Source organism: Trinickia sp. LjRoot230 (assembly GCF_964253315.1).
Lineage (GTDB): Bacteria > Pseudomonadota > Gammaproteobacteria > Burkholderiales > Burkholderiaceae > Trinickia.
The window spans coordinates 1,436,242-1,459,205 of sequence record NZ_CAXUQX020000002.1; the positions used below are offsets into that span (position 1 = coordinate 1,436,242).

20 protein-coding genes are annotated in these 22,964 nt (G+C 60.6%); 13 read left to right on the forward strand and 7 right to left on the reverse strand.

All coding sequences use genetic code 11. The features are described from left to right. Positions 1-2: 2 nt before the first annotated feature. The 7 genes from ACSQ20_RS25455 to ACSQ20_RS25485 all read left to right on the forward strand — a co-directional run bounded on the left by ACSQ20_RS25455 (position 3) and on the right by ACSQ20_RS25485 (position 7,327). Complete coding sequence (locus ACSQ20_RS25455; protein ID WP_436025389.1) at positions 3-1,448, forward strand: purine-cytosine permease family protein; 1,446 nt, start codon at positions 3-5, stop codon at positions 1,446-1,448. Continuing rightward, positions 1,445-2,227, forward strand: a complete 783-nt coding sequence (locus ACSQ20_RS25460) for a creatininase (protein ID WP_436025391.1) — start codon at positions 1,445-1,447, stop codon at positions 2,225-2,227. The genes ACSQ20_RS25455 and ACSQ20_RS25460 overlap by 4 nt, the downstream gene beginning before the upstream one ends. Before the next feature lie 109 nt (positions 2,228-2,336). Next, the gene (locus tag ACSQ20_RS25465) at positions 2,337-3,200 is read left to right on the forward strand and encodes a fumarylacetoacetate hydrolase family protein (protein ID WP_436025393.1); all 864 of its coding nucleotides are present in this window, start codon (positions 2,337-2,339) and stop codon (positions 3,198-3,200) included. Then, positions 3,197-3,949: an SDR family NAD(P)-dependent oxidoreductase gene (locus ACSQ20_RS25470; protein WP_436025395.1), complete on the forward strand. Its 753-nt coding sequence runs from the start codon at positions 3,197-3,199 to the stop codon at positions 3,947-3,949. The genes ACSQ20_RS25465 and ACSQ20_RS25470 overlap by 4 nt, the downstream gene beginning before the upstream one ends. A gap of 1 nt (position 3,950) precedes the next feature. Next, a complete protein-coding gene (locus ACSQ20_RS25475) occupies positions 3,951-5,279 on the forward strand; it encodes an MFS transporter (RefSeq protein ID WP_436025397.1) in 1,329 nt (442 codons plus the stop codon). Between the two features lie 29 nt (positions 5,280-5,308). Further along, on the forward strand, positions 5,309-6,487 hold the full coding sequence (gene rhmD, locus ACSQ20_RS25480; protein ID WP_436025399.1) for an L-rhamnonate dehydratase: 1,179 nt from the start codon (positions 5,309-5,311) through the stop codon (positions 6,485-6,487). 57 nt (positions 6,488-6,544) lie between these two features. Beyond that, complete coding sequence (locus ACSQ20_RS25485) at positions 6,545-7,327, forward strand: SDR family NAD(P)-dependent oxidoreductase (protein ID WP_436025401.1); 783 nt, start codon at positions 6,545-6,547, stop codon at positions 7,325-7,327. On the opposite strand, the gene ACSQ20_RS25490 is transcribed toward ACSQ20_RS25485, so the two are convergent. After that, positions 7,321-8,313, reverse strand: coding sequence for a LysR family transcriptional regulator (locus tag ACSQ20_RS25490; RefSeq protein WP_436025403.1), 993 nt, complete (start codon positions 8,311-8,313; stop codon positions 7,321-7,323). The genes ACSQ20_RS25485 and ACSQ20_RS25490 overlap by 7 nt on opposite strands. A gap of 133 nt (positions 8,314-8,446) precedes the next feature. Here ACSQ20_RS25490 and ACSQ20_RS25495 point away from each other — a divergent pair, with 133 nt between their 5' ends. The 6 genes from ACSQ20_RS25495 (at position 8,447) to ACSQ20_RS25520 (ending at position 15,675) form a co-directional block, all read left to right on the forward strand. Beyond that, positions 8,447-9,355, forward strand: a complete 909-nt coding sequence (locus tag ACSQ20_RS25495) for an amidohydrolase family protein (protein ID WP_436025405.1) — start codon at positions 8,447-8,449, stop codon at positions 9,353-9,355. A gap of 33 nt (positions 9,356-9,388) precedes the next feature. After that, complete coding sequence (locus ACSQ20_RS25500; RefSeq protein ID WP_436025909.1) at positions 9,389-10,915, forward strand: sugar ABC transporter ATP-binding protein; 1,527 nt, start codon at positions 9,389-9,391, stop codon at positions 10,913-10,915. Between the two features lie 44 nt (positions 10,916-10,959). Beyond that, on the forward strand, positions 10,960-11,970 hold the full coding sequence (locus ACSQ20_RS25505; protein ID WP_436025911.1) for an ABC transporter permease: 1,011 nt from the start codon (positions 10,960-10,962) through the stop codon (positions 11,968-11,970). Further along, the gene (locus ACSQ20_RS25510; RefSeq protein WP_436025407.1) at positions 11,963-12,991 is read left to right on the forward strand and encodes an ABC transporter permease; all 1,029 of its coding nucleotides are present in this window, start codon (positions 11,963-11,965) and stop codon (positions 12,989-12,991) included. The genes ACSQ20_RS25505 and ACSQ20_RS25510 overlap by 8 nt, the downstream gene beginning before the upstream one ends. Positions 12,992-13,045: 54 nt before the next feature. Then, positions 13,046-14,053 (forward strand): rhamnose ABC transporter substrate-binding protein, encoded by a 1,008-nt coding sequence (rhaS, locus tag ACSQ20_RS25515; protein WP_436025409.1) that lies wholly within the window; start codon positions 13,046-13,048, stop codon positions 14,051-14,053. Between the two features lie 629 nt (positions 14,054-14,682). Then, complete coding sequence (locus ACSQ20_RS25520; RefSeq protein WP_436025411.1) at positions 14,683-15,675, forward strand: hypothetical protein; 993 nt, start codon at positions 14,683-14,685, stop codon at positions 15,673-15,675. A gap of 23 nt (positions 15,676-15,698) precedes the next feature. On the opposite strand, the gene ACSQ20_RS25525 is transcribed toward ACSQ20_RS25520, so the two are convergent. From ACSQ20_RS25525 to ACSQ20_RS25550, 6 genes are all read right to left on the reverse strand, one after another. Further along, positions 15,699-17,036 carry an NAD(P)/FAD-dependent oxidoreductase gene (locus ACSQ20_RS25525; RefSeq protein ID WP_436025413.1) on the reverse strand — a complete coding sequence of 446 codons (1,338 nt, stop codon included), beginning with the start codon at positions 17,034-17,036 and terminating at the stop codon, positions 15,699-15,701. 81 nt (positions 17,037-17,117) lie between these two features. Further along, positions 17,118-18,533 (reverse strand): hypothetical protein, encoded by a 1,416-nt coding sequence (locus ACSQ20_RS25530; protein WP_436025415.1) that lies wholly within the window; start codon positions 18,531-18,533, stop codon positions 17,118-17,120. A gap of 123 nt (positions 18,534-18,656) precedes the next feature. Next, on the reverse strand, positions 18,657-19,205 hold the full coding sequence (locus ACSQ20_RS25535; protein ID WP_436025417.1) for a hypothetical protein: 549 nt from the start codon (positions 19,203-19,205) through the stop codon (positions 18,657-18,659). A 150-nt stretch (positions 19,206-19,355) separates the two neighbouring features. Then, positions 19,356-19,826, reverse strand: coding sequence for a hypothetical protein (locus tag ACSQ20_RS25540; RefSeq protein WP_436025419.1), 471 nt, complete (start codon positions 19,824-19,826; stop codon positions 19,356-19,358). 418 nt (positions 19,827-20,244) lie between these two features. Next, complete coding sequence (locus tag ACSQ20_RS25545; protein ID WP_436025421.1) at positions 20,245-21,678, reverse strand: pyridoxal phosphate-dependent decarboxylase family protein; 1,434 nt, start codon at positions 21,676-21,678, stop codon at positions 20,245-20,247. A 56-nt stretch (positions 21,679-21,734) separates the two neighbouring features. Further along, the gene (locus tag ACSQ20_RS25550) at positions 21,735-22,949 is read right to left on the reverse strand and encodes an RNA-guided endonuclease InsQ/TnpB family protein (RefSeq protein WP_436025423.1); all 1,215 of its coding nucleotides are present in this window, start codon (positions 22,947-22,949) and stop codon (positions 21,735-21,737) included. Positions 22,950-22,964 lie beyond the last annotated feature (15 nt).

Below are 22,964 nucleotides of genomic sequence, written 5' to 3' on the forward strand. Positions count from 1 at the left end.
TTGTGTCAAACGATCACATAGCGCAAGTGAACGCGGACATTGGCGCCGCATTCGATATACACGGCATAGAGCCCGTGCCGGGCGAACGCCGGACATCCGGACAGTTGGACCAGTTCTGGATCTGGGCCGGAGCGAACGTCGCACCGATCAACTGGGTGCTTGGGGCGATCGGCATTCAACTGGGGTTGAGCCTTGTCGAGACGCTGGCCGTCATCGTCGTCGGCAATGTGTTGGGGTGTGCGTTGTTCGGCGCCATGTGTGTGATCGGACATCGCACCGGTGTGCCGCAAATGGTTCTGTCGCGGATGGCTTTCGGCCGGCGAGGTGCGTGGCTGCCTACGTTGATGCAGGTGCTGATGCCGATGGGGTGGGTGGCGATCAACACGTGGATTGTTTTGGATCTTGCGGTTGCGGCGCTTGAGCGTTTGGGTGTGAGCGGCGGTATCGAACTCAAGTACGTGATTGCCATCGTGGTGATGCTGATTCAAGTTGGCATTGCCATGTGGGGCTTTCATGCGATCCGTTATTTCGAGCGTTATACGATGCCGTTCGTCCTCGTTATCATGGCCGTGATGACCGTATTGGCTTTCACGCATGTTGACGTCCGCTGGCAGGTTTCAACGGTTCACGGCATCGGCAAGCTTTCGGCAATGAGCAAGCTGATGACCGCAATCGGCATTGGCTGGGGCGTTTCATGGCTCGTTTATGCGTCGGATTACACGCGCTTCACAAAATTACGATTGAGCAGCCGGCAGGTATTTCGAGCGACTTCGCTCGGCATGTTCATCCCGACCGTCTGGCTCGCTTTTCTCGGGGCCGCGATAGCGTCGGCGGGAAGCGGCGCCGACCCCGCTCAGCTCATCATTGCCGTGTTTGGCGCGATGGCGTTGCCCGTTCTGCTTGTGCTCGTCCACGGTCCAATCGCCACCAATATCGTTGTCATCTACTCGGCGGCACTCGCCACACTGTCGCTCGATCTGCGCGTTCCGCGGTGGGTTGTCTCTGTCGTATCCGGCATCATCGCGCTTGCAATTCTTTATCTGTTCCTGCATTCAGGCGCGTTCGCCAGCACCTTCGAAGATCTGATGGTCTTCTTTGTCGTATGGATCGCCCCATGGGCCGGGATTGTGCTCGTCGATTTCTTTATGATCTCGCGCGGCAGGATGGATGTCGGCGAACTTTACCGACACCACTCGGTAAGCGAATGTGGGGATATCAATTGGTCCGGTTTGGCGGCGCTGGCGTTGGGCGTGATCGCGGCGTGGCTCTTTCAGGTCGGCAGTGTCGAGTCGATGCAAGGACCCGTCGCAATGGCGCTGGGCGGCATCGACCTCTCGTGGCTCGCTGGGCTCGGAGTGGGCGGCGCGAGCTACTACCTCTTTCATATCGGCCGCCGCGATGCTCGACCGGTGCAGGCGTCGCTTACCAATAACGGGAGCTCAACGTGAACAGCGTGCGCATGGACAACATCAGCTGGGTCGAGTACGAGCAGCGCGTAAAAGCCGGATCGGTCGTATTTCTGCCGTGCGGCGCGACGGAACAACACGGGCCGCATCTTCCGCTCGGAACGGATGCGTTGCTGGCAAGCGCGATTAGCGAAGATGTTGCCCGCGAGGTTGGGGGCATCGTGGCGCCGGCCATTTCATACGGCTATAAGTCACAACCCCGAAGCGGCGGCGGCCAGCACTTTTGCGGCACGACCAGTGTGGATGGCGCGACGTTGATCGGATTGATCCGCGATGCGGTGCGGGAATTTTATCGTCACGGCGTCAGACGCCTTGTGATCGTCGTTGGCCATTTCGAAAACCAGTGGTTCGTCACCGAGGGTATCGAACTCGCGATGCGGGAATTAGGTGAGCGCGGCGGGATGGAAGTGATGCGTGTCGAGCATTGGGAGCTCTGCCGCAAGGAAACGCTCGAGGCGATCTTTCCGGGCGGGTTTCCGGGCATTGCGCTCGAACATGCCGCCGTCATCGAAACATCGATGATGCTTCATTATTACCCGCAGTTGGTTTCGCTGGACAGCATCCCCGCGCACGGGCCCGCTGAATTCCCGGCTTATGACATGTATCCGACCCGTACGGCATGGGTTCCGTCGAGCGGGGTGTTGTCATCGGCGAAAGAATCCAGCAGCGAAAAGGGACGTTTGCTGGTAGCGGACGTGGTCGACGGCATTGCGGCGGCCGTGCGTCACGAATTCAGACTGACCGGTCGTACGCCGATCTGAGCGGCCGATCCGCTTTCGCTATCACCCCATACTCCTTCCGAATTGTCCGGGTATCGCCCGTCGCCATATAGTGCAGGGGCACCCCATTCGAAAAAGAAGGAGACGCCGAATGAAGCTGGTTCGCTTTGGCCGCCCCGGCGCTGAAAAGCCCGGGCTCGTCGATACCAAAGGCCGTATCCGCGATCTATCGGCCCATGTGCCCGACATCGCCGGACTCACGCTGTCCGCGCAATCGCTCGACCGCCTCGCCTCAATTGATTCGGACTCCTTACCATTGGTCGATGCCGATGTTCGTCTCGGGCCATGCGTCGGAGCAGTCGGCAAGATGATCTGCGTCGGTCTGAACTACTCCGACCATGCGGCCGAATCGAACATGCCGGTGCCAAGCGAGCCAGTGCTCTTCATGAAGGCGACCAGTGCGATCGTCGGGCCGAACGATGATGTTCACATTCCTCCCGGCGCCGAGAAGGTCGACTGGGAAGTCGAGCTTGGCGTCGTGATCGGCACGCGCGCTCAATATGTATGCCGCGAAAATGCGTTGAGCCATGTGGCGGGCTATTGCATCGTCAACGATATTTCCGAGCGCGCTTATCAACTCGAACGCGGTGGCCAGTGGGACAAGGGCAAGGGGTGTGATACGTTCGGCCCGCTTGGGCCCTGGCTTGTCACACGCGACGAAATTGCGAACCCGCAATCGCTCGATATGTGGCTCGAAGTCGACGGCAAGCGCTACCAGAACGGCAACACGCGAACGATGATCTTCGATGTCGCGACGATTGTTTCCTATATCAGCCAGTTCATGAGCCTGCAGCCCGGTGATGTTATTTCCACCGGCACGCCACCGGGCGTCGGCATGGGATGCAAACCGGCGCCTGTGTTTTTGCGCGCAGGGCAAACGATGCGGCTCGGCATTGCCGGGCTCGGTGAGCAGACGCAACGAACTGTCAACGTTGAATTGGCGAGGGCACGATGAACAACCTCGATCTGAACGAACGCGTGATGGTCGTCACGGGCGGCGCACGCGGTATCGGCTACGCCGTCGCGGCGCGCGCGTTGCGCTCGGGCGCCTCGGTGGCCCTGTGGGACATCGATGCCGAGCGGCTCGAACGCAGCCAAAAAGAGCTATCCGAACTGGGCACCGTTTCGACGGCGACGGTTGAGTTGACCGATGAGAGCTCGATCGCTGCCGCCGTGCAGCACACGCTCGCGGCGCACGGTGCGATACATGTGCTGATCAACTGCGCAGGCATTACCGGCGGCAATGGGATGACCTGGGAGTTGCCGCCGGACGTATGGCGGCGCGTGATCGATGTGAACTTGATTGGCCCGTATCTGACGTGTCGCGCCGTCGTGCCGCATATGATCGAGCAAGGCTACGGACGCATTGTCAATATCGCATCGGTGGCGGGCAAAGAGGGCAACCCGAGCGCTTCACATTACAGCGCGTCGAAGGCAGGATTGATCGGATTGACGAAGTCGCTCGGCAAGGAACTCGCGACGAAGAACATACTCGTCAACGCCGTGACGCCCGCTGCGGCCAAAACGGAGATTTTCGATTCGATGGCGCCCGCGCACATCGAATACATGCTTTCGAAGATTCCGATGAACCGCTTCTTGATGCCGGATGAAGCGGCCGCGCTGATCGTTTGGCTCTCGTCGGAGGATTGCGCGTTCAGCACCGGTGCGGTATTCGATCTGTCGGGCGGACGGGCGACGTACTAACATGAACGCACCCTTGCCCCTGTTAGCGCAGCAAGCGGTCGACAAGACGATGCGCCGGTTGCTGCCGTTCTTGCTGTTGATGTACGTGCTGGCGTTTCTCGATCGCGCGAATATTGGCTTCGCGCAAAAGGCATTGCAGCACGACACAGGCCTTTCGGACGCGGCATTCGCATTCGGCGCGGGTGTGTTCTTCGTCGGCTACGCATTGTTCGAAGTCCCGAGCAATCTGATCTTGCATCGCGTGGGCGCGCGCATCTGGATGTGCCGGATCATGGTGACGTGGGGGCTCGTTTCGGCTGCCATGGCGTTTGCGAATACTGCAGCGCTTTTCTATACGCTGCGTTTTTTGCTTGGTGCCGCGGAGGCCGGTTTTTTCCCCGGCGTCATCTACTACCTCACGCGATGGTTTCCGCAATCGGCTCGCGCGCGTGCGGTCGGTATTTTTTATTTCGGTGCGCCACTCGCATTCATCTTCGGAAGCCCGCTCTCGGGTTCGCTGCTCGATCTCGATGGTGTGTTGGGTCTCGCAGGGTGGCACTGGCTTTTTCTGATCGAAGGCGCGCTGGCGTCGATTGTCGGTATCTGGGCATTCTGGTTTCTCGACAATACGCCCGCCGATGCGCGCTGGCTCACCGCCGGCGAACGCGATGCACTGACGAGTGTGCTCGAACGCGATGCGAGACACGCGGCGGCCGAAGGCCCGCATGGGGTGCTCGCTGCGCTTGTTGATCGACGCGTGCTTTCCTATGCGCTCATCTATGCATCGATTCAAGTCAGCGTCTACGGCCTCATTTTCTATCTGCCGCAACAAGTGGCGTCGCTGATCGGTGCGAAGATCGGCTTCAAAGTAGGGCTCGTGACGGCGGTGCCGTGGTTGTGCGCGGTGGCTACCACCTGGTTCGTACCCCGGCGTGCCGATGCGTCCGGACGTCACCGAACTTGGGCGATGGGTTTGCTCGTACTGGCGGGAGCCGGCATCGCGTGCTCGGGCATCGTGCCGAACCCGATCATCGCGTTGGCCGCGCTATGCTGTGCCGCCAGCGGCTTTATGGCTGCGCAGCCGCTCTTTTGGACGTTCCCCACTCGCCATCTGAGTGGTCTGGCAGCGGCGGGCGGCATCGCGCTGATCAACTCACTCGGCAATCTAGGCGGCTTTATGGCACCGACGCTGCGCACCGTGGTCGAGCACGCGTTCGCATCGAAGTCGGCCGGGCTCATTGTGCTCGGATCGGCAAGCGTCGTTGCCGCGTTGCTTATTGCGATGATAGTGCCCCGCACGAGCGCGCGGCTAAGCGCAGAAGACGGCCAGCGCATCGAGCAAGCGCGCTGATCTCTTTCGAAAATAACGGAGCGACCTTCATGGCCATGCCCACCATCAAAGCGGTACGTGCCTTTATCGTCCGGGGCGGCGGTGCTGACTATCACGATCAATCGGACGGTCATTGGATCGACGACCATATCGCAACGCCAATGGCGCGCTATCCAGAGTACCGGCAAAGCCGGCGCTCGTTCGGCATCAACGTGTTGGGCACGCTGGTCGTGGAAATCGAAGCGAGTGACGGCTCGGTGGGCTTCGCCGTCACGACGGGGGGCGAGATCGGTGCGTTCATCGTTGAAAAGCATCTCGCCCGTTTTCTCGAGGGCCAACGCGTAACCGACATCGAGAAGATGTGGGATCAGATGTACTACGCGACGCTCTATTACGGTCGCAAGGGGATCGTACTCAACACGATCTCGGGTGTCGACCTCGCACTCTGGGACTTGCTCGGAAAAATCAGGCAGGAGCCCGTGTATCAACTACTCGGCGGACCGGTACGCGACGAGCTGTCGTTTTACGCCACGGGCGCGCGTCCGGACTTGGCGAAAGAGATGGGTTTTATCGGCGGCAAGCTCGCATTGCAGCACGGCCCCGCCGAAAGCGAGGAGGGGCTCGCGCAAAATATCGCACTGCTCGCGCAGATGCGCGAGCGTGTGGGCGACGACTTCTGGCTGATGTTCGATTGCTGGATGAGCCTTGATCTGAGCTATGCAACGCGCTTGGCCCATGCGGCGCACGAATACGGCCTCAAGTGGATCGAAGAGTGTTTGCCACCCGATGATTATTGGGGCTACGCGCAACTGCGGCGCAACGTGCCGCCTGGCATGCTCGTCTCGACGGGCGAACACGAGGCGACGCGCTGGGGTTTTCGCATGCTGCTCGACATGCAATGCTGCGATCTGATTCAGCCTGACGTTGGCTGGTGCGGCGGGATGACCGAGCTGATCAAAATTTCCGCGCTTGCGGATGCGCACAATGTGATGGTTGTCCCGCATGGCTCCTCTGTCTACAGCTACCACTTCGTCATTACACGACATAATTCGCCGTTCGCCGAATTCCTGATGATGGCGCCGAAGGCAGATCAGGTCGTGCCGATGTTCACGCCGCTGCTGCTCGACGAACCTGTGCCGGTCAATGGCCGAATGAAGGTGCCGGACAGGCCCGGGTTCGGTGTGCAGCTCAATCCAGAGTGTGCGCTCAGTCGGCCCTATACGCACTGAGCGCACTGAGCCCGGCGCATTTGATTTGATTAGCAGTCCGAATCAAAGGAGACATCCTTGCTGCTACAGGATAAAGCCGTCATCGTAACGGGAGGCTCGCGTGGCATCGGGCGAGCGATTGCGATTGCCTGCGCGCGCGAGGGCGCTGATGTGGCGATCAACTATTGGAGCGACAACGATGCTTCGTATGGACGCCGCTCGGCCATCGTAGAGACGACCGAAGCGATCGAGCAACTCGGTCGGCGCGTGATTGCGGTGGAGGGCAATGTCGCGGCGCCGCAAACGGGCATCGATCTCGTGCGGCAAGCCGTCGAAGCATTCGGAAAGGTCGATGTACTCGCGAGCAATGCGGGCATTTGTCCATTTCATGCTTTCCTCGACATGCCGGCTGCGGTGCTCGAACGGACGGTTGGCGTCAATTTGAACGGCGCATTTTATGTCACGCAGGCCGCTGCAAGGCAAATGAAAGAGCAGGGAACGGGCGGTGCGATCGTGGCGACGAGTTCGATCAGTGCGCTCGTGGGCGGTGCGCTGCAAACGCACTACACGCCGACGAAGGCCGGCGTGCATTCGTTGATGCAGTCGTGCGCGATTGCATTGGGACCGTACGGCATTCGCTGCAATTCGGTGATGCCAGGCACGATCGCCACCGATTTGAACGCGCAAGACTTGGCCGATGCATCGAAGCGCGCCTACTTCGAAAAGCGCATTCCGCTTGGCCGGCTCGGCACGCCCGAGGATGTCGCGGAATGCGTGGTATTTCTGGCGTCGGATCGCGCCCGCTATGTGACGGGGGCCGCGCTGCTCGTCGACGGTGGGCTGTTTGTGAACCTTCAGTAAAGCGGTAGCGTTGAAGCGGCGCTATCGTGACGCGCGAAATGTTCGGCTGCAAGCGGTTGAGAAAATCGCCGCAGCAACCCGACGAAATGCTCGGCCGGTTCGGCGAGCGGCTCCTCCTTGCGCGTGAGGATGCCGAAGCCGGGCAGGCTTTTGCCGATTTCGAGCGGCAGCGGCACGAGCAGATTGCCGCGCACGTGATCGCGCACGACCGACTCGGGCAGCATGGCGACCGCGTCGTATTTCTCGAGCAGTTGCAGCGTGGCGAAGATCGATGCGCATTCGGTCAGGTTCGCAGGCGTCGTCAACCCTGCACGCGCGAGTTCTTCTTCGAACAGCACGCGCGCCGGACTCGTGACGGGTTGCGCGACCCACGGCCAGGCCATCAACTCGCCGAGCGTCACGCACGCGCAGCCGGCCAGCGGGTGCCGCGTGCGTACGACGAGCATCAGCGTTTCGCGTGCAAGGGGCTCGAAGTGAAAATCGTTGTGCTGCAGCGGTGTTGTCAAACGGCCGAGTGCGAGGTCGACTTCGCGGCGATGCAGCAGTTGCACCACCTGATCGCTCGTTTCGCCAAGCACGCGCACATTCAAGAGCGGCCGCTCGGTTTTGAGCGTGGCGACCGCCATGGCGAGCAGATCAGGCGCGGCGCCCATAATGGCGCCGACCGTCAATTGGCCATGTCCGCCCCGGCGTTTGACCTCGAGGTCTTCGGCGAAGCGCGTGAGTTCAGCCAGCGCGCGACGCGCATAAGCCAGTGTCACGATGCCGAGCGAAGTGGGTTCGATGCCGCGCGCGCTGCGCTCGAAGAGCCGAAAGCCGAATGCCTCTTCGATATCGCTCAGCATGCGGCTGGCACTCGGCTGAGCGACGTTGACGATTTCGGCCGCTTGATGGACGTTACGGGCATCGTCGAGCGCAACAAGCAGCGCCAAGTGTTTGAACTTGAGCCGGTTGACGAGCGCGACAGTTGCTGCCGGACGGTTCATGGGTGGCCCGTGATTCGGTTTTTGGATCGCCCGATCCCAACAACGGATTGGTTTGCTATCGATTGAGCGATTATAGTCGCATCCACTGCATCGCCAAGACGGTGCGGACCATAACGACGGAGACAGCGCCACCATGCAAGTCGTCGACCCGCATATTCATTTCTGGGATCTCGATACGCATCACTACCCGTGGCTTGCCACGCCGGGCAGGTCATTCGTCGGCGATGCCAACGCGCTGAAACATAACTATTTGCCCGACGATTTGCTGCATGATGCGGCCGACGTCGAAGTCATCAAAGCGGTGCATGTCGAGGCCAATCACGATCCGGCCGATCCTGTCGAAGAGACGCGTTGGCTGCAATCGCTGGCTGATACGGGGCAGAGCGTGCATGGTATTGCTCGGAGGCTGCCCGACGGCATTGTCGCTGCGGCGGATCTGAGTGCAGCCGATGTCGCGCAAACGCTCGCTGCGCATGCCGCTTTCGCAAACACGCGCGGCATCAGGCAAATCTTGAACCGGCATGCGAACGTGCTTTACAACTATGTGGCGCGCGATTACCTCGATGACCCGACATGGCGCCACAATTTCGCGCTGCTTGCGCGTTTCGGATTGTCGTTCGATTTGCAGCTTTATCCGTCGCAAATGATGCAGGCTGCGGCCTTGGCACATGCGCACCCGTACATTCAGATCATCGTCAATCATGCGGGCATGTTCGTCGATAGAGACAACGTAGACGGATTTCGACAGTGGCGAGACGGTCTTCGCGCGCTCGCTGCCGCACCTAACGTGGCCATCAAAATCAGTGGGCTGGCGATGTTCGATCATGCATGGACGATCGAAAGTTTTAGGCCGTACGTATTGCAGGTGATCGATACATTCGGAATGGAGCGCGCGATGTTCGCGTCGAATTTTCCGGTGGATCGGCTTTTCGGCGCATATGGTGCGCTTTGGCACGCCTATGCGCAGATCGTCGCCGGTGCGAGCGAGAGCGAGCGACACGCGCTGTTTCGTGGCACCGCCGAGCGGATTTACCGAATTTGAGCACGATAAAACCGGGAGACACATTTGGAGACGATCGCGCAAGTCGCGCATGCACCGCGGCTCGAATTGCGACATGCGACGAAGTCGTTCGGACGCGTGCGCGCGCTCGTCGACGGCGAGCTCACGCTGTGGCCCGGCGAGGTGCATGCGCTACTCGGCGAGAACGGCGCGGGCAAGTCTACGCTTGTAAAAATTTTGGCCGGCGTTCATCGACCGGACACCGGGCAGTTGATGGTGGACGGCATCGATCGATCGTTCGCGACACCGGCCGAGGCGCGTGACGCCGGCATCGCCGTGATCTATCAAGAGCCGACGCTTTTTTTCGACCTGTCGATTGCCGAAAACATCTACATGGGCCGCCAGCCGGTGGGGCGCTTCGGGCGCATCGATTACGCGGTGATGCAAAAGGAGGTTGACGCATTGCTGGCCGAGCTCGGCGTTGATTTGGACGCCGACCGATTGGTGCGCGGGCTTTCGATTGCCGATCAGCAAGTCATTGAGATTGCGAAGGCGCTGTCGCTCAATGCGAACTTGCTGATCATGGACGAGCCGACGGCCGCGCTTTCGCTGCCCGAAGTCGAGCGCCTCTTTGCGATCGTGCGCAAGTTGCGCGAGCGCGGGGTGGCCATTCTTTTCATTACGCATCGTATCGAAGAGGTGTTCGCGTTGACGCAACGCGTGACGATCATGCGCGACGGTGCGAAAGTCTTCGATGCACTGACGTCCGAACTCGATACTGCTTCGATCGTCGCGAAGATGGTGGGGCGCGATCTCGATACGTTCTACCCGAAGGCTGATGTGCGGCCCGGCGACGTTCGACTCGCCGTGCGCAAGCTGACGCGCGCAGGCGTGTTCCGCGATATCTCGTTCGAAGTCCGCGCAGGAGAAATCGTGGCGTTGGCGGGCCTCGTCGGTGCAGGCCGAAGCGAAGTGGCGCGCGCGATCTTCGGCATCGATCCGATCGACAGCGGCGAGGTATGCATGGCCGGCAAGCGCCTGCCGCCCGGTCGGCCCGCGGCTGCGGTGCGCAGCGGGCTCGCGCTCGTGCCGGAGGATCGCCGGCACCAGGGGCTCGCGCTCGAATTGAGCATCGCACGCAATGCGTCGATGACGGTGCTGAGCCGTCTCACGCGCTTCGGGCTGTTGGCGAGGGCGCGCGAGGTCGCGTTGGCGAGCACATGGGGAACCAGGCTCCAATTAAAGGCGAGTGACATGCTCGCGCCGGTTGGTACGCTTTCGGGCGGCAATCAGCAAAAGGTGGTGCTCGGAAAATGGTTGGCAACGGGGCCGAAGGTGCTGATCGTCGATGAGCCGACACGTGGTATCGACGTCGGCGCGAAAGCGGAAGTATACGGAACGCTTTCGAAACTCGTGAGCGAGGGCATGGCCGTGCTGATGATTTCGAGCGAATTGCCCGAGGTGTTGGGAATGGCGGATCGCATCCTGGTCATGCATGAAGGCCGCATCAGTGCCGAACTCGCACGTGCGGAGGCGAGCGAAGAGCGAGTCATGGCGGCGGCCCTCGGTCAGCCCGGCTTTCATCTCGGACGCGCCGCATGATGCGCCAATCGATCAGCCATACTCACACCACTGAAAGCGCCGAGATGCCGCCGAGCCGTACTCGCCTGCGTCATGTGGCCGAGGCACTCGCGCATAGCCGGGAAAGCACGCTGTTCGTGGTGTTGCTGCTGTTGATCGGCGGTACGGCACTGGCTCAGCCGCAGTTTCTCAGCCTGCAGAATCTGCGCGATGTGCTGCTCAACGTGTCGCTCGTGAGCTTGCTGACGGCCGGCATGACGATTGTGATTTTGATGCGTCATATCGATCTGTCGATGGGCTCGACGGTCGGCATCAGCGCCTATGCGATAGGCAGTTTGTATGTGATGTTCCCGCATATGCCGGTGCTGGTCGCGCTGGCAGGCGGCGTTCTGATCGGTCTCCTGGCTGGAGCGATCAACGGCGCGCTCGTGGCGGTGGGCCGGGTGCCTTCGCTCGTGGCGACGCTGGCGACGCTCTATATATTTAGGGGTGCTGATTATGCATGGGTGCGCGGCGGCCAGATCAATGCCACGAGTTTGCCCGATGCATTCTCCGGACTGGCGACGGGCACGGTGCTCGGCATACCGACGCTTGCGGTCATCGCCGGCGCATTGCTGAGCGTGCTCTCTATTTACCTGAAGCAGTTCCGCGCCGGCCGCGAGCATTATGCGATCGGATCGAACCCCGAAGCGGCGAGGCTTGCCGGCATCGCGGTCGAGCGGCGTCTTTTTGCAGGCTTTCTGATCTCCGGTGCCATCGCAGGTTTTGCTGGCGCATTGTGGCTTGCACGGTTCGGCACTGTCGATGCAAGTACCGCCAAGGGTATCGAGTTGCAAGTGGTGGCCGCGGCCGTCGTCGGCAGCGTGGCCATCACGGGTGGCGTGGGCACCATCCTCGGTGCAACGCTCGGCGCGCTCGTGCTTGGCGTCATCAGCATTGCACTCGTAGTGCTTCATGTCTCGCCGTTTTGGGAGCAGGCCATCGAAGGCGCGCTCATTGTTGCCGCGATTGCGGCCGATACGTTGCTGGCCCGCTCGATGGTCAACCGGATGATGAGGAAGCGCGACCATGGCTGAATCAGGACTGCACCGGCGAACGCACCAGCGCAAGCGCGCACTGCGGCTCAATTGGGAAGGACTCCTAATCATCATTTTGATCGGCTCGCTGGCGCTTGGTTGCCTGATTTCGCCGGTATTTGCCGGTGCTGCCAACCTTGGAAACCTGCTTGCGGATTTGAGCGAAGTCGCGTTGATGGCGTTGCCGATGACGCTGATCATCGTCGCAGCCGAGATCGACTTGTCGGTGGCATCGGTGCTCGGCATGTCGAGCGCCTTGATGGGTGTGCTCTGGCATGCGGGGCTGCCGATGCCGCTGGTCATAGCGCTCGTGCTGGCCGCAGGTGCGCTGGCTGGCTTAGCCAACGGGCTCGCGATCGTCAAGCTCGGGCTGCCCTCGCTTGCCGTCACGATTGGCACGCTTGCTCTGTTTCGCGGGCTGGCCTATGTGCTGCTCGGCGATCAGGCCGTGGCCGATTTTCCGCCGTCATACACGCTTTGGACCATGCAGACGCTCGGCGCAACGTTTATTCCGTTGCCGTTTGTACTCGTTGTTATCGGCGCGGTGGTGTTCACGGTGCTGCTGCAGGCCACGGCGTTTGGCCGCAGTCTCTATGCGATCGGCGCCAACGGCTTTGCAGCGTCATTTTCAGGGATTGAAGTCGCGAAGATGAAGCTGCGGCTTTTCGTGTTATCGGGCGCGATGAGCGCGCTCGCGGGCATCGTCTATACGCTGCGATTCACGAGTGCGCGCGGCGATAACGGCGAGGGGTTCGAGCTTTCGGTCATCGCGGCCGTGCTGTTCGGCGGCGTGAGCATTTTTGGCGGAAAGGGTTCGATGTATGGCGTGTTGCTTTCGCTCGTCGTGATCGGGGTCCTCAAAAACGCATTGACGCTGGTGGACGTATCGAGCGAAACGCTGACGATTGTGACGGGGGCGCTGTTGCTTGCGTCAGTGCTGATTCCGAACCTCGTTGCCCGCTGGCACGCGATGCGTGACAAGCGTCTCGTGAGGGCTTTCACAGAATCTGAATCTATTTGAGTTGGCAATAACCGAACCGGACATACGTCCGCTTATTCAAAGAGGAGACAGCTCATGTTTAGAACGTTAGGCCGTGCCGGCGCGGCATTGCTCTATGCGACGGTCGTTTGTATCGGTACAACTGCGCATGCGGCGGACATCAAGGCCGGGCTAAAGATCGCGTTCATTCCGAAGCAGATCAACAACCCCTACGAGGTAATTGCCGATAACGGCGGCATGGACGCCATCAAGGAATTCAAAGGAGATGGCAAGGTGGTCGGCCCGTCTGACGCCGGTGCTTCATCGCAGGTTCAATACATCAATACGATGACCACGCAGCGGCAAAACGCAATCGTCATTGCCGCGAACGATGCGAACGCGCTCGTGCCTTACCTCAAACGTGCGATGTCGCAAGGTATCAAGGTCGTCACATTCGATTCCGACACCGCACCCGACGGGCGACAACTGTTCGTGAATCAAGCGAACGCGGAGGGCATTGGACGTGGGCAGATCCAACTCGCGTCGAAGCTGATCGGAGGCGAGGGCGAATTTGCGATTCTTTCCGCAACGCCTAATGCGACGAATCAAAACACGTGGATCAAGTGGATGCAGGAGGAATTGAAAAAGCCCGAATACGCGAAGATGAAGCTCGTCAAAATTGCGTATGGCAACGATGACGATCAGAAATCGTTCGTCGAGACGCAAGGGCTCTTGCAGGCTTATCCGAACCTCAAGGCGATTGTGGCGCCGACGTCGGTCGGCATTGCTGCGGCAGCGCGCTATATCTCGACGTCGCCGAGCAAAGGCAAGGTTGCCGTGACGGGGCTCGGCACACCCAATCAAATGCGCGCGTTTGTGAAAAACGGCACAGTCAAGGCATTTCAGCTGTGGAACCCGGGCCAATTGGGCTATTTGGCGGCTTACGCCGCGGCAAATCTCGCAACCGGGACGATTAGCGGCAAAGAGGGGGAGTCGTTCGAAGCGGGCAAGCTCGGCAAGCGGACGATCGGCAAGAGTGGCGAGATTATTCTCGGACCGCCGACCACGTTCGATGCGGCGAATATCGATCAATATAATTTTTAGGGACCGGATGACAGAGTTTGGGAGGGGGCAGCGCGAAATATCCTTTCGATTTGTAATGTATTCCGAAAGGGTCAGCGAGGTAGCGAACTAGCGGAATCATCGAGGCATGCGTTCGTGACAGGATGCGACGACATTGAGTCAATCGCATAGTCCGCCGAAGGAAGTCCACATGGTCGAACTGTCCCGCACGTCGCATTCCGCTATCCCTGCATCGCGACTTGAGTCGACGGGGCCCGCCGACGAGGCAGTGCCATCGGGCCCCTCCCCGAGCAAGCGAGCCACGGCGGGTAAGCTCGGGCCGCTCGAAGCACAGAGCCCGCGGCCGGATGCTGAAACCGGGCTCGGGGCCACGAGCTCATCGGCGGGACGCCCGCGATTGACCGCCACTGTTAAACCGCTGTCGCAAGGCCCGTCATCAATACCGCTGCAACGCGGGACTACCGGCGAGCGCATGCTTAAAGCAGAGGTCGACCGTGCACTCGGCGAGCAGCTGAAGGCGTGCCTTGGCGGGATCAATCCGCTCGACGCGGCGACCACGGTTCACCAGCGCGAAAGGATGCTGCATGCCATTAAGGAACTGCGGTTAAAAGCCGATCGCCGTTGTCGACGAGCACGGCAATCTCAGCCCAATGGATCAGGCGGTATTCGACGAGATCTATACCAAGAACTTCCCCGCGACAGAAGCGGTGCCTGTCGATACGATCACTGCGGCGATGTCTGCGCGGCAAAAGGATGGCACCCATCTCGACGGAAAGCGGTTCACGCTGTGCTATAGCGGCGTGTTGCCCGGAGAGAGCGAGGACAAGCGCCGCCCGATTGCGTTTGCGCAGGGCGGCACGCTCGACGCCGGCCCAGAGGGCGTGGTCAGCTTTGCCGAGTACTTGGCCGTCAACGACGAGTTCCGCGGGCACGGCATGTTGCACGTGATGCTGGGGTTCGTGAATGCCACGTCGATGGCTGCGGTTGCAAAGGAAAATCAGACGACTGGGGCAAACAAGACGCTGCTGGGCAGCGTTTGGGAGATCGATCCTAAAGGACGTGGCGACTCCGCCAAAGATCGTCTCTATACGCCGGTGCGCAATGCAATCTACGATCGGGCTGGTGCGTTCGTGGTCATGGGTCGCGACCAAGAAGGGCAGTTGCATCCGGTGCATGCACAGCCTGACGTTACGCCTGACGGCGATTGCGGCGATTGGCATCTTCACTTCGTCTATCGGCCCCAGAACCCCGAGCATGTGCAATTCGACAAGGCCAAGCTTCTCGCGGTAAGCCGGGGCTACGACAGTTATTTCGCCGATTGGGCCGCCACGGGCAAGCGCGGCGTAAATGCACAAACTATTGCCAGCGCGGCCGATTACAAGCACGCGCTGCATCGTCGGTTTGACGAAGTGAGCCTCATCCAACCGAGCAAAGCGCCGGCCGACTGGGACATGGCGCGAGGCGATGCGCTGATCGCGAAGATCGTGGCCGAGGACTTCGGCTTGAGCCACCCGGATGGGAAGGCGTACGAAGAGTTGGACTACTTCGACCCGGCAATACGCAACAGCATCGCTGATCGTGCGGCCGCTGGGTTCGAGCAAGAACGCCTCGACGCTCGCGCCGCAGCCGAAGCGACGCAATAAGCGCCGTAAGCGCTAACGACAGGTCAAAACCCCGCCTCGACAATCACTTTCGAACCATCGCTAAACCGATTGAGGCGAAATGCGTACGGTTCGACGAGCGGCATGTCATTGGCGACGAGGTCGGCCATCAGTTTTCCCGCGCCGAGACCGATGCCGAAGCCGTGGCCGGAGAACCCGGTGCCGATATAGAGCCCAGGTATGCGCTCGACGCCCGATATCACTGGAATGGCGTCGGGCGTCACATCGATATAGCCGGCCCAGCGCTGCGCAACGCGGGCGCCGCTCAGTCGAGGAAACGCGCGCACGAACTCGCGCAGGCCGCTATCGACATACGAGTCGATTGGCTTTGGATCGAGCGTGCGTACCGCTTCGAACACGGTCGGGCGATCGAGCGGCCAACGGCGAGGACGCCTCAACTCTTCGATAAAGCGCCTGCCGATGCCGATCTTCAGCGAGCCAAGCTGGGACTTCAATGCTTCTACATATTTGAAGAACAACCGAAACGCGTCGGGTGTGAGATCCATCTGCGTGGTGAACCCGTCGGCGATGGTGTAACCGCCGTCAGCGCGTTTGCGATACCCGAACGTGTCAGCGAGTGCGCTGCAAGTCGGACCGCCGTCGAGCGGCTCGGTACGCAACACGGATCCGCGCACGAGCAATTGAGGCAGATCGACGCCGAGGTTGCCACAAAAGTAGCGCGTCCACGCGCCGCCGGCCACGACTGCGGCGGAGCAACTGATCGTTCCATGTTCGGTGACGACTGCGCTCACGCGTCCCGCGCTGGTTTCGAGGCCGCGCACTGCACACGGCGTCAATATCATCACGCCACGCTTGCGCAACGCGTTCGCGATGGCCGGCACGGCTTTTTGCGGCTCTGCGCGCGCATCGCCGGGTGTATGGATGCCGCCTTTGTATCTGATTGATGCGCCCGGCAGCAACGCGGCGATTCGTTTGGCATCGACCTCTTGCGTATCGAACGCTTCGCCGGCTTCGCTGCGTGCGCGCACCAGCCACTCGTGATACTGCTCGAGTGTCCTGTCGTCGTTCGTCATGTAGAGGATGCCGCACTGATTGAAGCCGGTCTCGATCCCGAGTGTGCGATCGATCGAACGCCACAGCTTCATGCTCTCGATCATGAGCCGCAACTCGCGCATGTCGCGGCCCATGACGCGCACCCAACCCCAGTTACGGCTCGATTGCTCGCCTGCGATATGGCCTTTCTCGCATAGCGCAACGGTAAGCCCTTTCGCGTTCAAATACAGTGCGGTGGAAATGCCGATGATGCCGCCGCCAATGACGGCGACATCCACGCGCTTGGGCAATGCAATATCGGCTGCAACGGGTTCGACTTCAGGTCCCATGTCGCTTTCTCCGTGTGGTTAACGCGGGATTGCCGACATATTCTGCCTGATCGATAAGAGGCTCGCTTCTCTGAACGATAATCAGTTGCTTTCAGTCAGCGCTATTCGGGCAACCGGAGGCAGATGCGGCTTCATCACTTCTCGCGCGCGCGGACTGAGTTCGGCAGCGGCCGCTCGGAAGTGGCCAATCGCGCCGTCGGGCCGCCAAGTTTGCAGCACCTCGCCTGCCCTGCGGATCACGGTGAGTAGTTGGCGTTCGGTGATGCGGCCATCGCGGTGGAGGCGCCAAGCCGTACTCAGCACCCTTCTGTAGTTGCCCATACTTTGCGAGCCGGTCACGCGAGCAACGTCCGCCAATGCCGAAAGCGGCGCGACACATGCATGTCCGAAGTCGATTCGACCCACGGTCTCCAGCACACGCGTGAAGGCTGCATCCCGATCGCCGGCAGCAAACTCCTTTTTCGCAATCGCACGTGCGAGCTCGGCAAGCGGCTCGGGGCGCTCGCGGGCGGGCAGCGCGAGCGTACCGTCCGGCAATCTGATGGCGCCAAGCGTATCGTTCCTGAGCGGCGGCGGCCCGACTATTTCTATTTGCGCGGTCAGACGCTTGACATCCGCGAGATTCTCTGCCTCTTTCGCTTGGGCTACCAATTCATCGCCTAGCTTGTAGGCTGCACGGGAATCGGGCGGCAGCAATATCTCGCTCTCGAAATCGCGAAGTGCACGTTCAGGTTCTGCTCGGTACTCTTCCGACAATGAGCCGATGGCGCTCGACAGTGTTTGATGAGCCGCGCGCTGTTCGTCCTTCGGCAGCCGGGATAACACGGGCGTGAGATGGCGAATCATCTGTGCACGCACAGGCTCGTCCAAATGATCGATGAGCGCCGTCTTGTGCGTGAGGTCGCTTGGCCCGAGCAGCATTTGCAACGTAGAAAGGTGTTCGACTTTGGCAGCCATTTCGCTCATGGCCTGTTGCGTTACCGCGTGCTCTTTCCAGGTCCAGCCCGTTGGCATATGGACCGCTTCGTCGCGTTTGCCCCACTCGTTCAGGTCGTCCGCTACAGATGCGAGCGCGTGGAGATGCTGATCGGAGGGGCAATGCTCGACCTGGAGTGCAAGCTGCGCAGCGAGCCACAGCTTGCGTCCGCCCGCGAGTTGCGATTCGACGCGGCTCAAGCCAGGGGTTCTCGGCAGCCTCAGAAGTTCGCGCAGGTCGTCGATGTCGCGCACGTTGCCGATAAGCGGCAAGAGAATGGCCCGTAGCTGAGGTGTCACCTCTTCGCCCGGTTCAATCGGTGGTGTTGACGCCGCGGGCTTACCGCCTGTCGAAAACGTGATATCCGTCGCGCGTGCTTCCCCGCTCGCCAATGCGGCGATTCGCGGGTTGCTGCCTGCGGGAGTAGCGGCGGGGGGCGCCGCCTTCCCGCCGCCATGTGCGGGCGTATGCATGCCGCGATCGTCGGGTACACCGCTAGTACCTGTGATGGGATTAACCATGGTTCTCCAAATAGACGTGGCAATGAACGTGCGCATTCTATGTGCGCTGATGACGTCTGTGCCGTGCGCTTGCGAAGACACCATTGGTCGCACGAAACCTTCCGATGAATGGCGACGCAACGACTATGAATTTCGCTGTTCGTCTACGTCATTTGGATACACGACTAATTGATCACCTTTGAATGGATTGTGGTGCGATAGTGCGACTGCGACACCCAGCTCGTTCGCCATGCGTTGCAATTGCGGTAGCCACAGGCGGCGCACAGCCGGCAGCCCTTGCGGGCGGACGACGATGCCGCCGGCCGGCAGCTGTTTTGCTCGCAATGATTCGATCACTTTGCTAAAGCTTGCATAAACGCGATGAATAGGGATGGCGCCAATATGCGGCATGCCGACGTCGAGCCATGCGCGAAAGTCGACCTCGGTGCGCGCAACCGTTTCGGGGCCGTCCTCGCTGGTCTTCACGGTCGTTTGCCTCATGTCGGCAGCCGCCTGAACCACTTCTGGTCCTTCGCCCGGTTTGATGTCGATTAGCGTCGGCAGGCCCGGGAAGCGCGCGTCTCCGCGCGTGGGCGATGCATCATTCGGCGATGCTTGTCCGCTCCGGCTTGACGGCGTGGCAGAGCGAGGCCATAAATCTCTGAAATTGAAATCGCGGATCGATGGCGCCATTGGTTGCTCTCGATAAGCATTGATTATGCGTTTTATAGCATTTGCTCGAGTGCGGCCAGCGGGGCTATGCGAAAACGGCAGCGCTGAATACGAATGCTCGGGGTATAGACGCTGCCAATAGCGCAACGCGCTGCTATTACTTTGCTTGGGCTATTGCTGCTTCCGCTGCGGCGGCAGCGCGACGAAAACGTCATCCTCGCGGGGGTCATCATGCGCTACCGCAATAGGTGCGTTCAACGTATTCGCGATTTCCTGCAAGACGGATTTCCAGCGAGCTTGCGCACGCGGGAGTTCGCCCCTCAGGACAACGAAGCCGGCTTGGGGATCAAGCCCTTCTTTGAGCCGGTCGCTATGCAGTTGCGCCGCATCGCGCAATTCCGATCTGCTCGCACGGAGCGGCTTGCTTCCAGGAAACGTGCGGCGAAAATCGTCGGCGCCGACCAGAAGGGGCTTGCGAGGTTGAAACGGCTTGTCATCCAAGTGTGTATACACCGGCCTCTCGGCAAGATCTGCAAGAGCTTGGGCGATGTTGCGAGTCAGTATTCCGGATCGGTCTGCTATGCTTATCGCGGCCTTGCTCCTAGCGCCGCCGAGGACGACCGAGACCATATACATGTTCACGGCATGGCTCGAAGAATCGTCTAGCAATGGGGGGGCTTGTAAAGCGTCGAGGCCCCCGGCGTCTGGCCAGTCGTCAGAGGGGGCGGCGCAATTGCTATCGGGCGAGGAAGATGTTGTTTGATGCCGGAACGTTGTGGCCGATTCATCATGCCGATGCCTACCGAGTGGTTTGAGACCACGCAGGAAAGCATCTCCTTCGGAGCGCGGGGAAGCGCGGCCGGCATCGGCTGGCCCATTGTGTGTTTCTGTGTCATGGGTCCTACCGTCGCGCGGTTGGATTGCTCGCATGAGCTGCCACATTGGGCTCTCCAGGTTAGAAGCAGGTTGCTTTTTACCAGCGCAAGCACTGCCCCCCGCGGCCACGCCCGAAGTTTCATCGCAGCATCCGAAGCCCCAGATAATGCGACCTGCCATTACATCAACACACGCGCTCGGCGCACTTCGCTTGCACCACCTCCGCCACCGCAGCGATAGCACGAGCGACATCGCTTGAATTGGTCTGCCAGTTGCACACCGAAATGCGCATGCATCGCTTGCCGCGCCACGTCGTGTTGCTAAAAAGCGCCTCGCCGGTTTGAAGCACCGCTTCGGTGACGGCATCAGTCCAGGCGTCATGATCGCTTTCGGTCGCCTCGGGCCGCGGATCGAGAAAGCGAATCAAGCCCTGATTAATGCGCGGAGTCCAGACCAATTCGACGCGGCGCTGAGCCGCGATGCCAACCGCCAGCGCATGCGCCGCTTCGCAGCAGCGCTCGACAAGCCCGGCTACCCCGGCGCGACCCAGTTCGCGTAACGCCGCATAGGTGGCGAACCCGCGCCCGCGTCTGGACCAGACCGGCGTCCAATCTTTTTGCTCGCGAACGAGTTCGTTGTATGAAACATAGCTTGCCTGATGCGACATCGCTGCCCGATGCGCGTTCGCGTGCGCGACGAATGCAAAGCCGCTGTCATAGGGCACATTGAGCCACTTGTGCCCGTCGGTAGCCCATGAGTCGGCTTGTTCGACCCCTGCGAGCAGATGCCGATAATGCTCGCTTGCATTGGCCCAAAGGCCGAACGCACCATCGACGTGTACCCATGCGTCGTACCGATGCGCCAATGGAATCAGTTCGGAGTACGAATCATATGCACCGATGTTGAGGTCGCCCGCCTGCAGCAGGACGATGGTCGGCACATCGGGGGTATCGCGCAGTGCCGCTTCAAGCGTCGCCGCTTCAAGCTGCCCTTCATCATTGGAGGGCAAGCCTTGCACGCAGGCGGTGCCCATACCGAGCAAGCGCACGGCCTGCGTAACGCTGCCGTGAAACTGATCGCTGCTGAGCACGCGAATGCGCGGCGCGCCAAAGAGCCCGTCGCGTTCGACTTGCCAGCCGCGGCGCTCGAGTAGCGCATGGCGAGCGGCCGCCAGCGCCGTGACATGCGCGCTCTGGCAGCCGCTCGTGATTGCGAAGCTCGCATGAGACGGCAGACAGAGCAGGTCCTTCAGCCATTCCCCGCAGACCTCTTCCACAACCGCCTCGGCGGGCGCGCATGCATATGAAGCTGCGTTTTGATCCCAGGCGCTCGTGAGCCAATCGGCGCCGAGCGAAGCTGGCACCGCACCACCAATCACCCAGCCGAAGAAACGGCCCCCCGCGCTGCCGACGATGCCCCCTTCCGTGTCGGCAACCAGTTCGTCGATCACGCGTTCAGCTGCCATCGACGCGTGATTGAGCGGCTTGGCGAGCCGGCGCCGCAACGTTTCGAGCGTAGCGTATGCAGTGACCGGCCGGTGCTCGAGGTTCTCGAGATGCGAGAGCGCGTGGTGCAGCGCGTGTTCGAGGGCAGGGCGGAACGGGGAATCTTCGCTCATCGAGTTGTCCTTTGTTGACATCCTCCCCTCCCGAAAGGGTGGGGATTCCTACGGCGTTACGCGATGAGTTGCGTAGTCGCTTCGGTGGGTTCCTGCTTCGTCAGGCGGCCTGGCTGCGCCATCCCTCCACAGGCAAGCACGGCGTGCCCCGCCGCTAAAACGTTGATCGCGCCGACGTGATCGGCATTGGCTTCGTGACCACACGCGACGCATTTGAACTGCGCTTGCGTTTTGCGGTTCTCAGCCGATATGTGCCCGCAGCAAGGGCACGTGCGGCTGGTATTGCGCGGCGCGATGGCAACAAAGTAGCCGCCGTTCCACGCCGTTTTGTACTCGAGCTGGCGGCGAAACTCGCCCCAGCCTTGGTCCAAGATGGCCTTGTTCAAGCCTGACTTCTGGCGAACATTGCGCTCCGGCGCATCGACCGTGCCGCTAGCCGACTTGCTCATGTTGCTGACTTTCAAATCCTCGACGGCGACCATTGCGTGGTTTTTGCTGATCGTGTGGGAGGCTTTGTGCAGAAAGTCTTGGCGGGCGTCGGCGATGCGCGCGTGGATACGCTGCACGCGAGCCTTCGCCTTTTTCCAGTTGTTGCTGAACTTCACTTTGCGCGACATGCGGCGCTGATACTTCGCAAGGCGCTGTTCGTGTTTCTTGAAACTTGCCAACGGCGCGATGAATGTGCCGTCGCTCAGGGTCGCGAAGCGGGCGATGCCTACGTCAATGCCGACGGATGAACCTTGCGCAATGGGCTGTTCGACGTCGCGCTTGGCAAGAACTGAGACGAACCACTTCCCGGCGCGCAGCGAAATCGTTGCGCTACGCACTTCGCCGAGTGGCACGCGACTGTTGCGGTAGCGCAGCCAGCCGAGCTTCGGGACGCAAATGCGTCCGTTCTCGCTGTCGACCTTGATCTGCTTGGCGTCCGGGTAGCGAAACGAATCGCCCATACCCTTACGCTTAAAGCGCGGGAAGTCCGCGCGCTTCTGAAAGAAATTGACGAATGCGCGCTCCAAGTCTTTCAGCGTCTGTTGCGACGTATGGACCGGAGCATCTTTGAGCCACGGCGTGTCTTTGCTGCCGCGCCACACGGTCAGATGCTTCGCCATTGCGACGTAGTTGATGAACTTGCCACCCGCCGCATGGGTTTCTTTCTGCAACGCCAACGCCTTGTTATAGACGAACCGGCACGCGCCTGCAAACTGGCGCATCTTGCGCTCTTGTTCGCCATTGGGCATCAGCTCGAATTTGAAGGCTTGGAGACGTTCCATAGCCAATAGTATAAT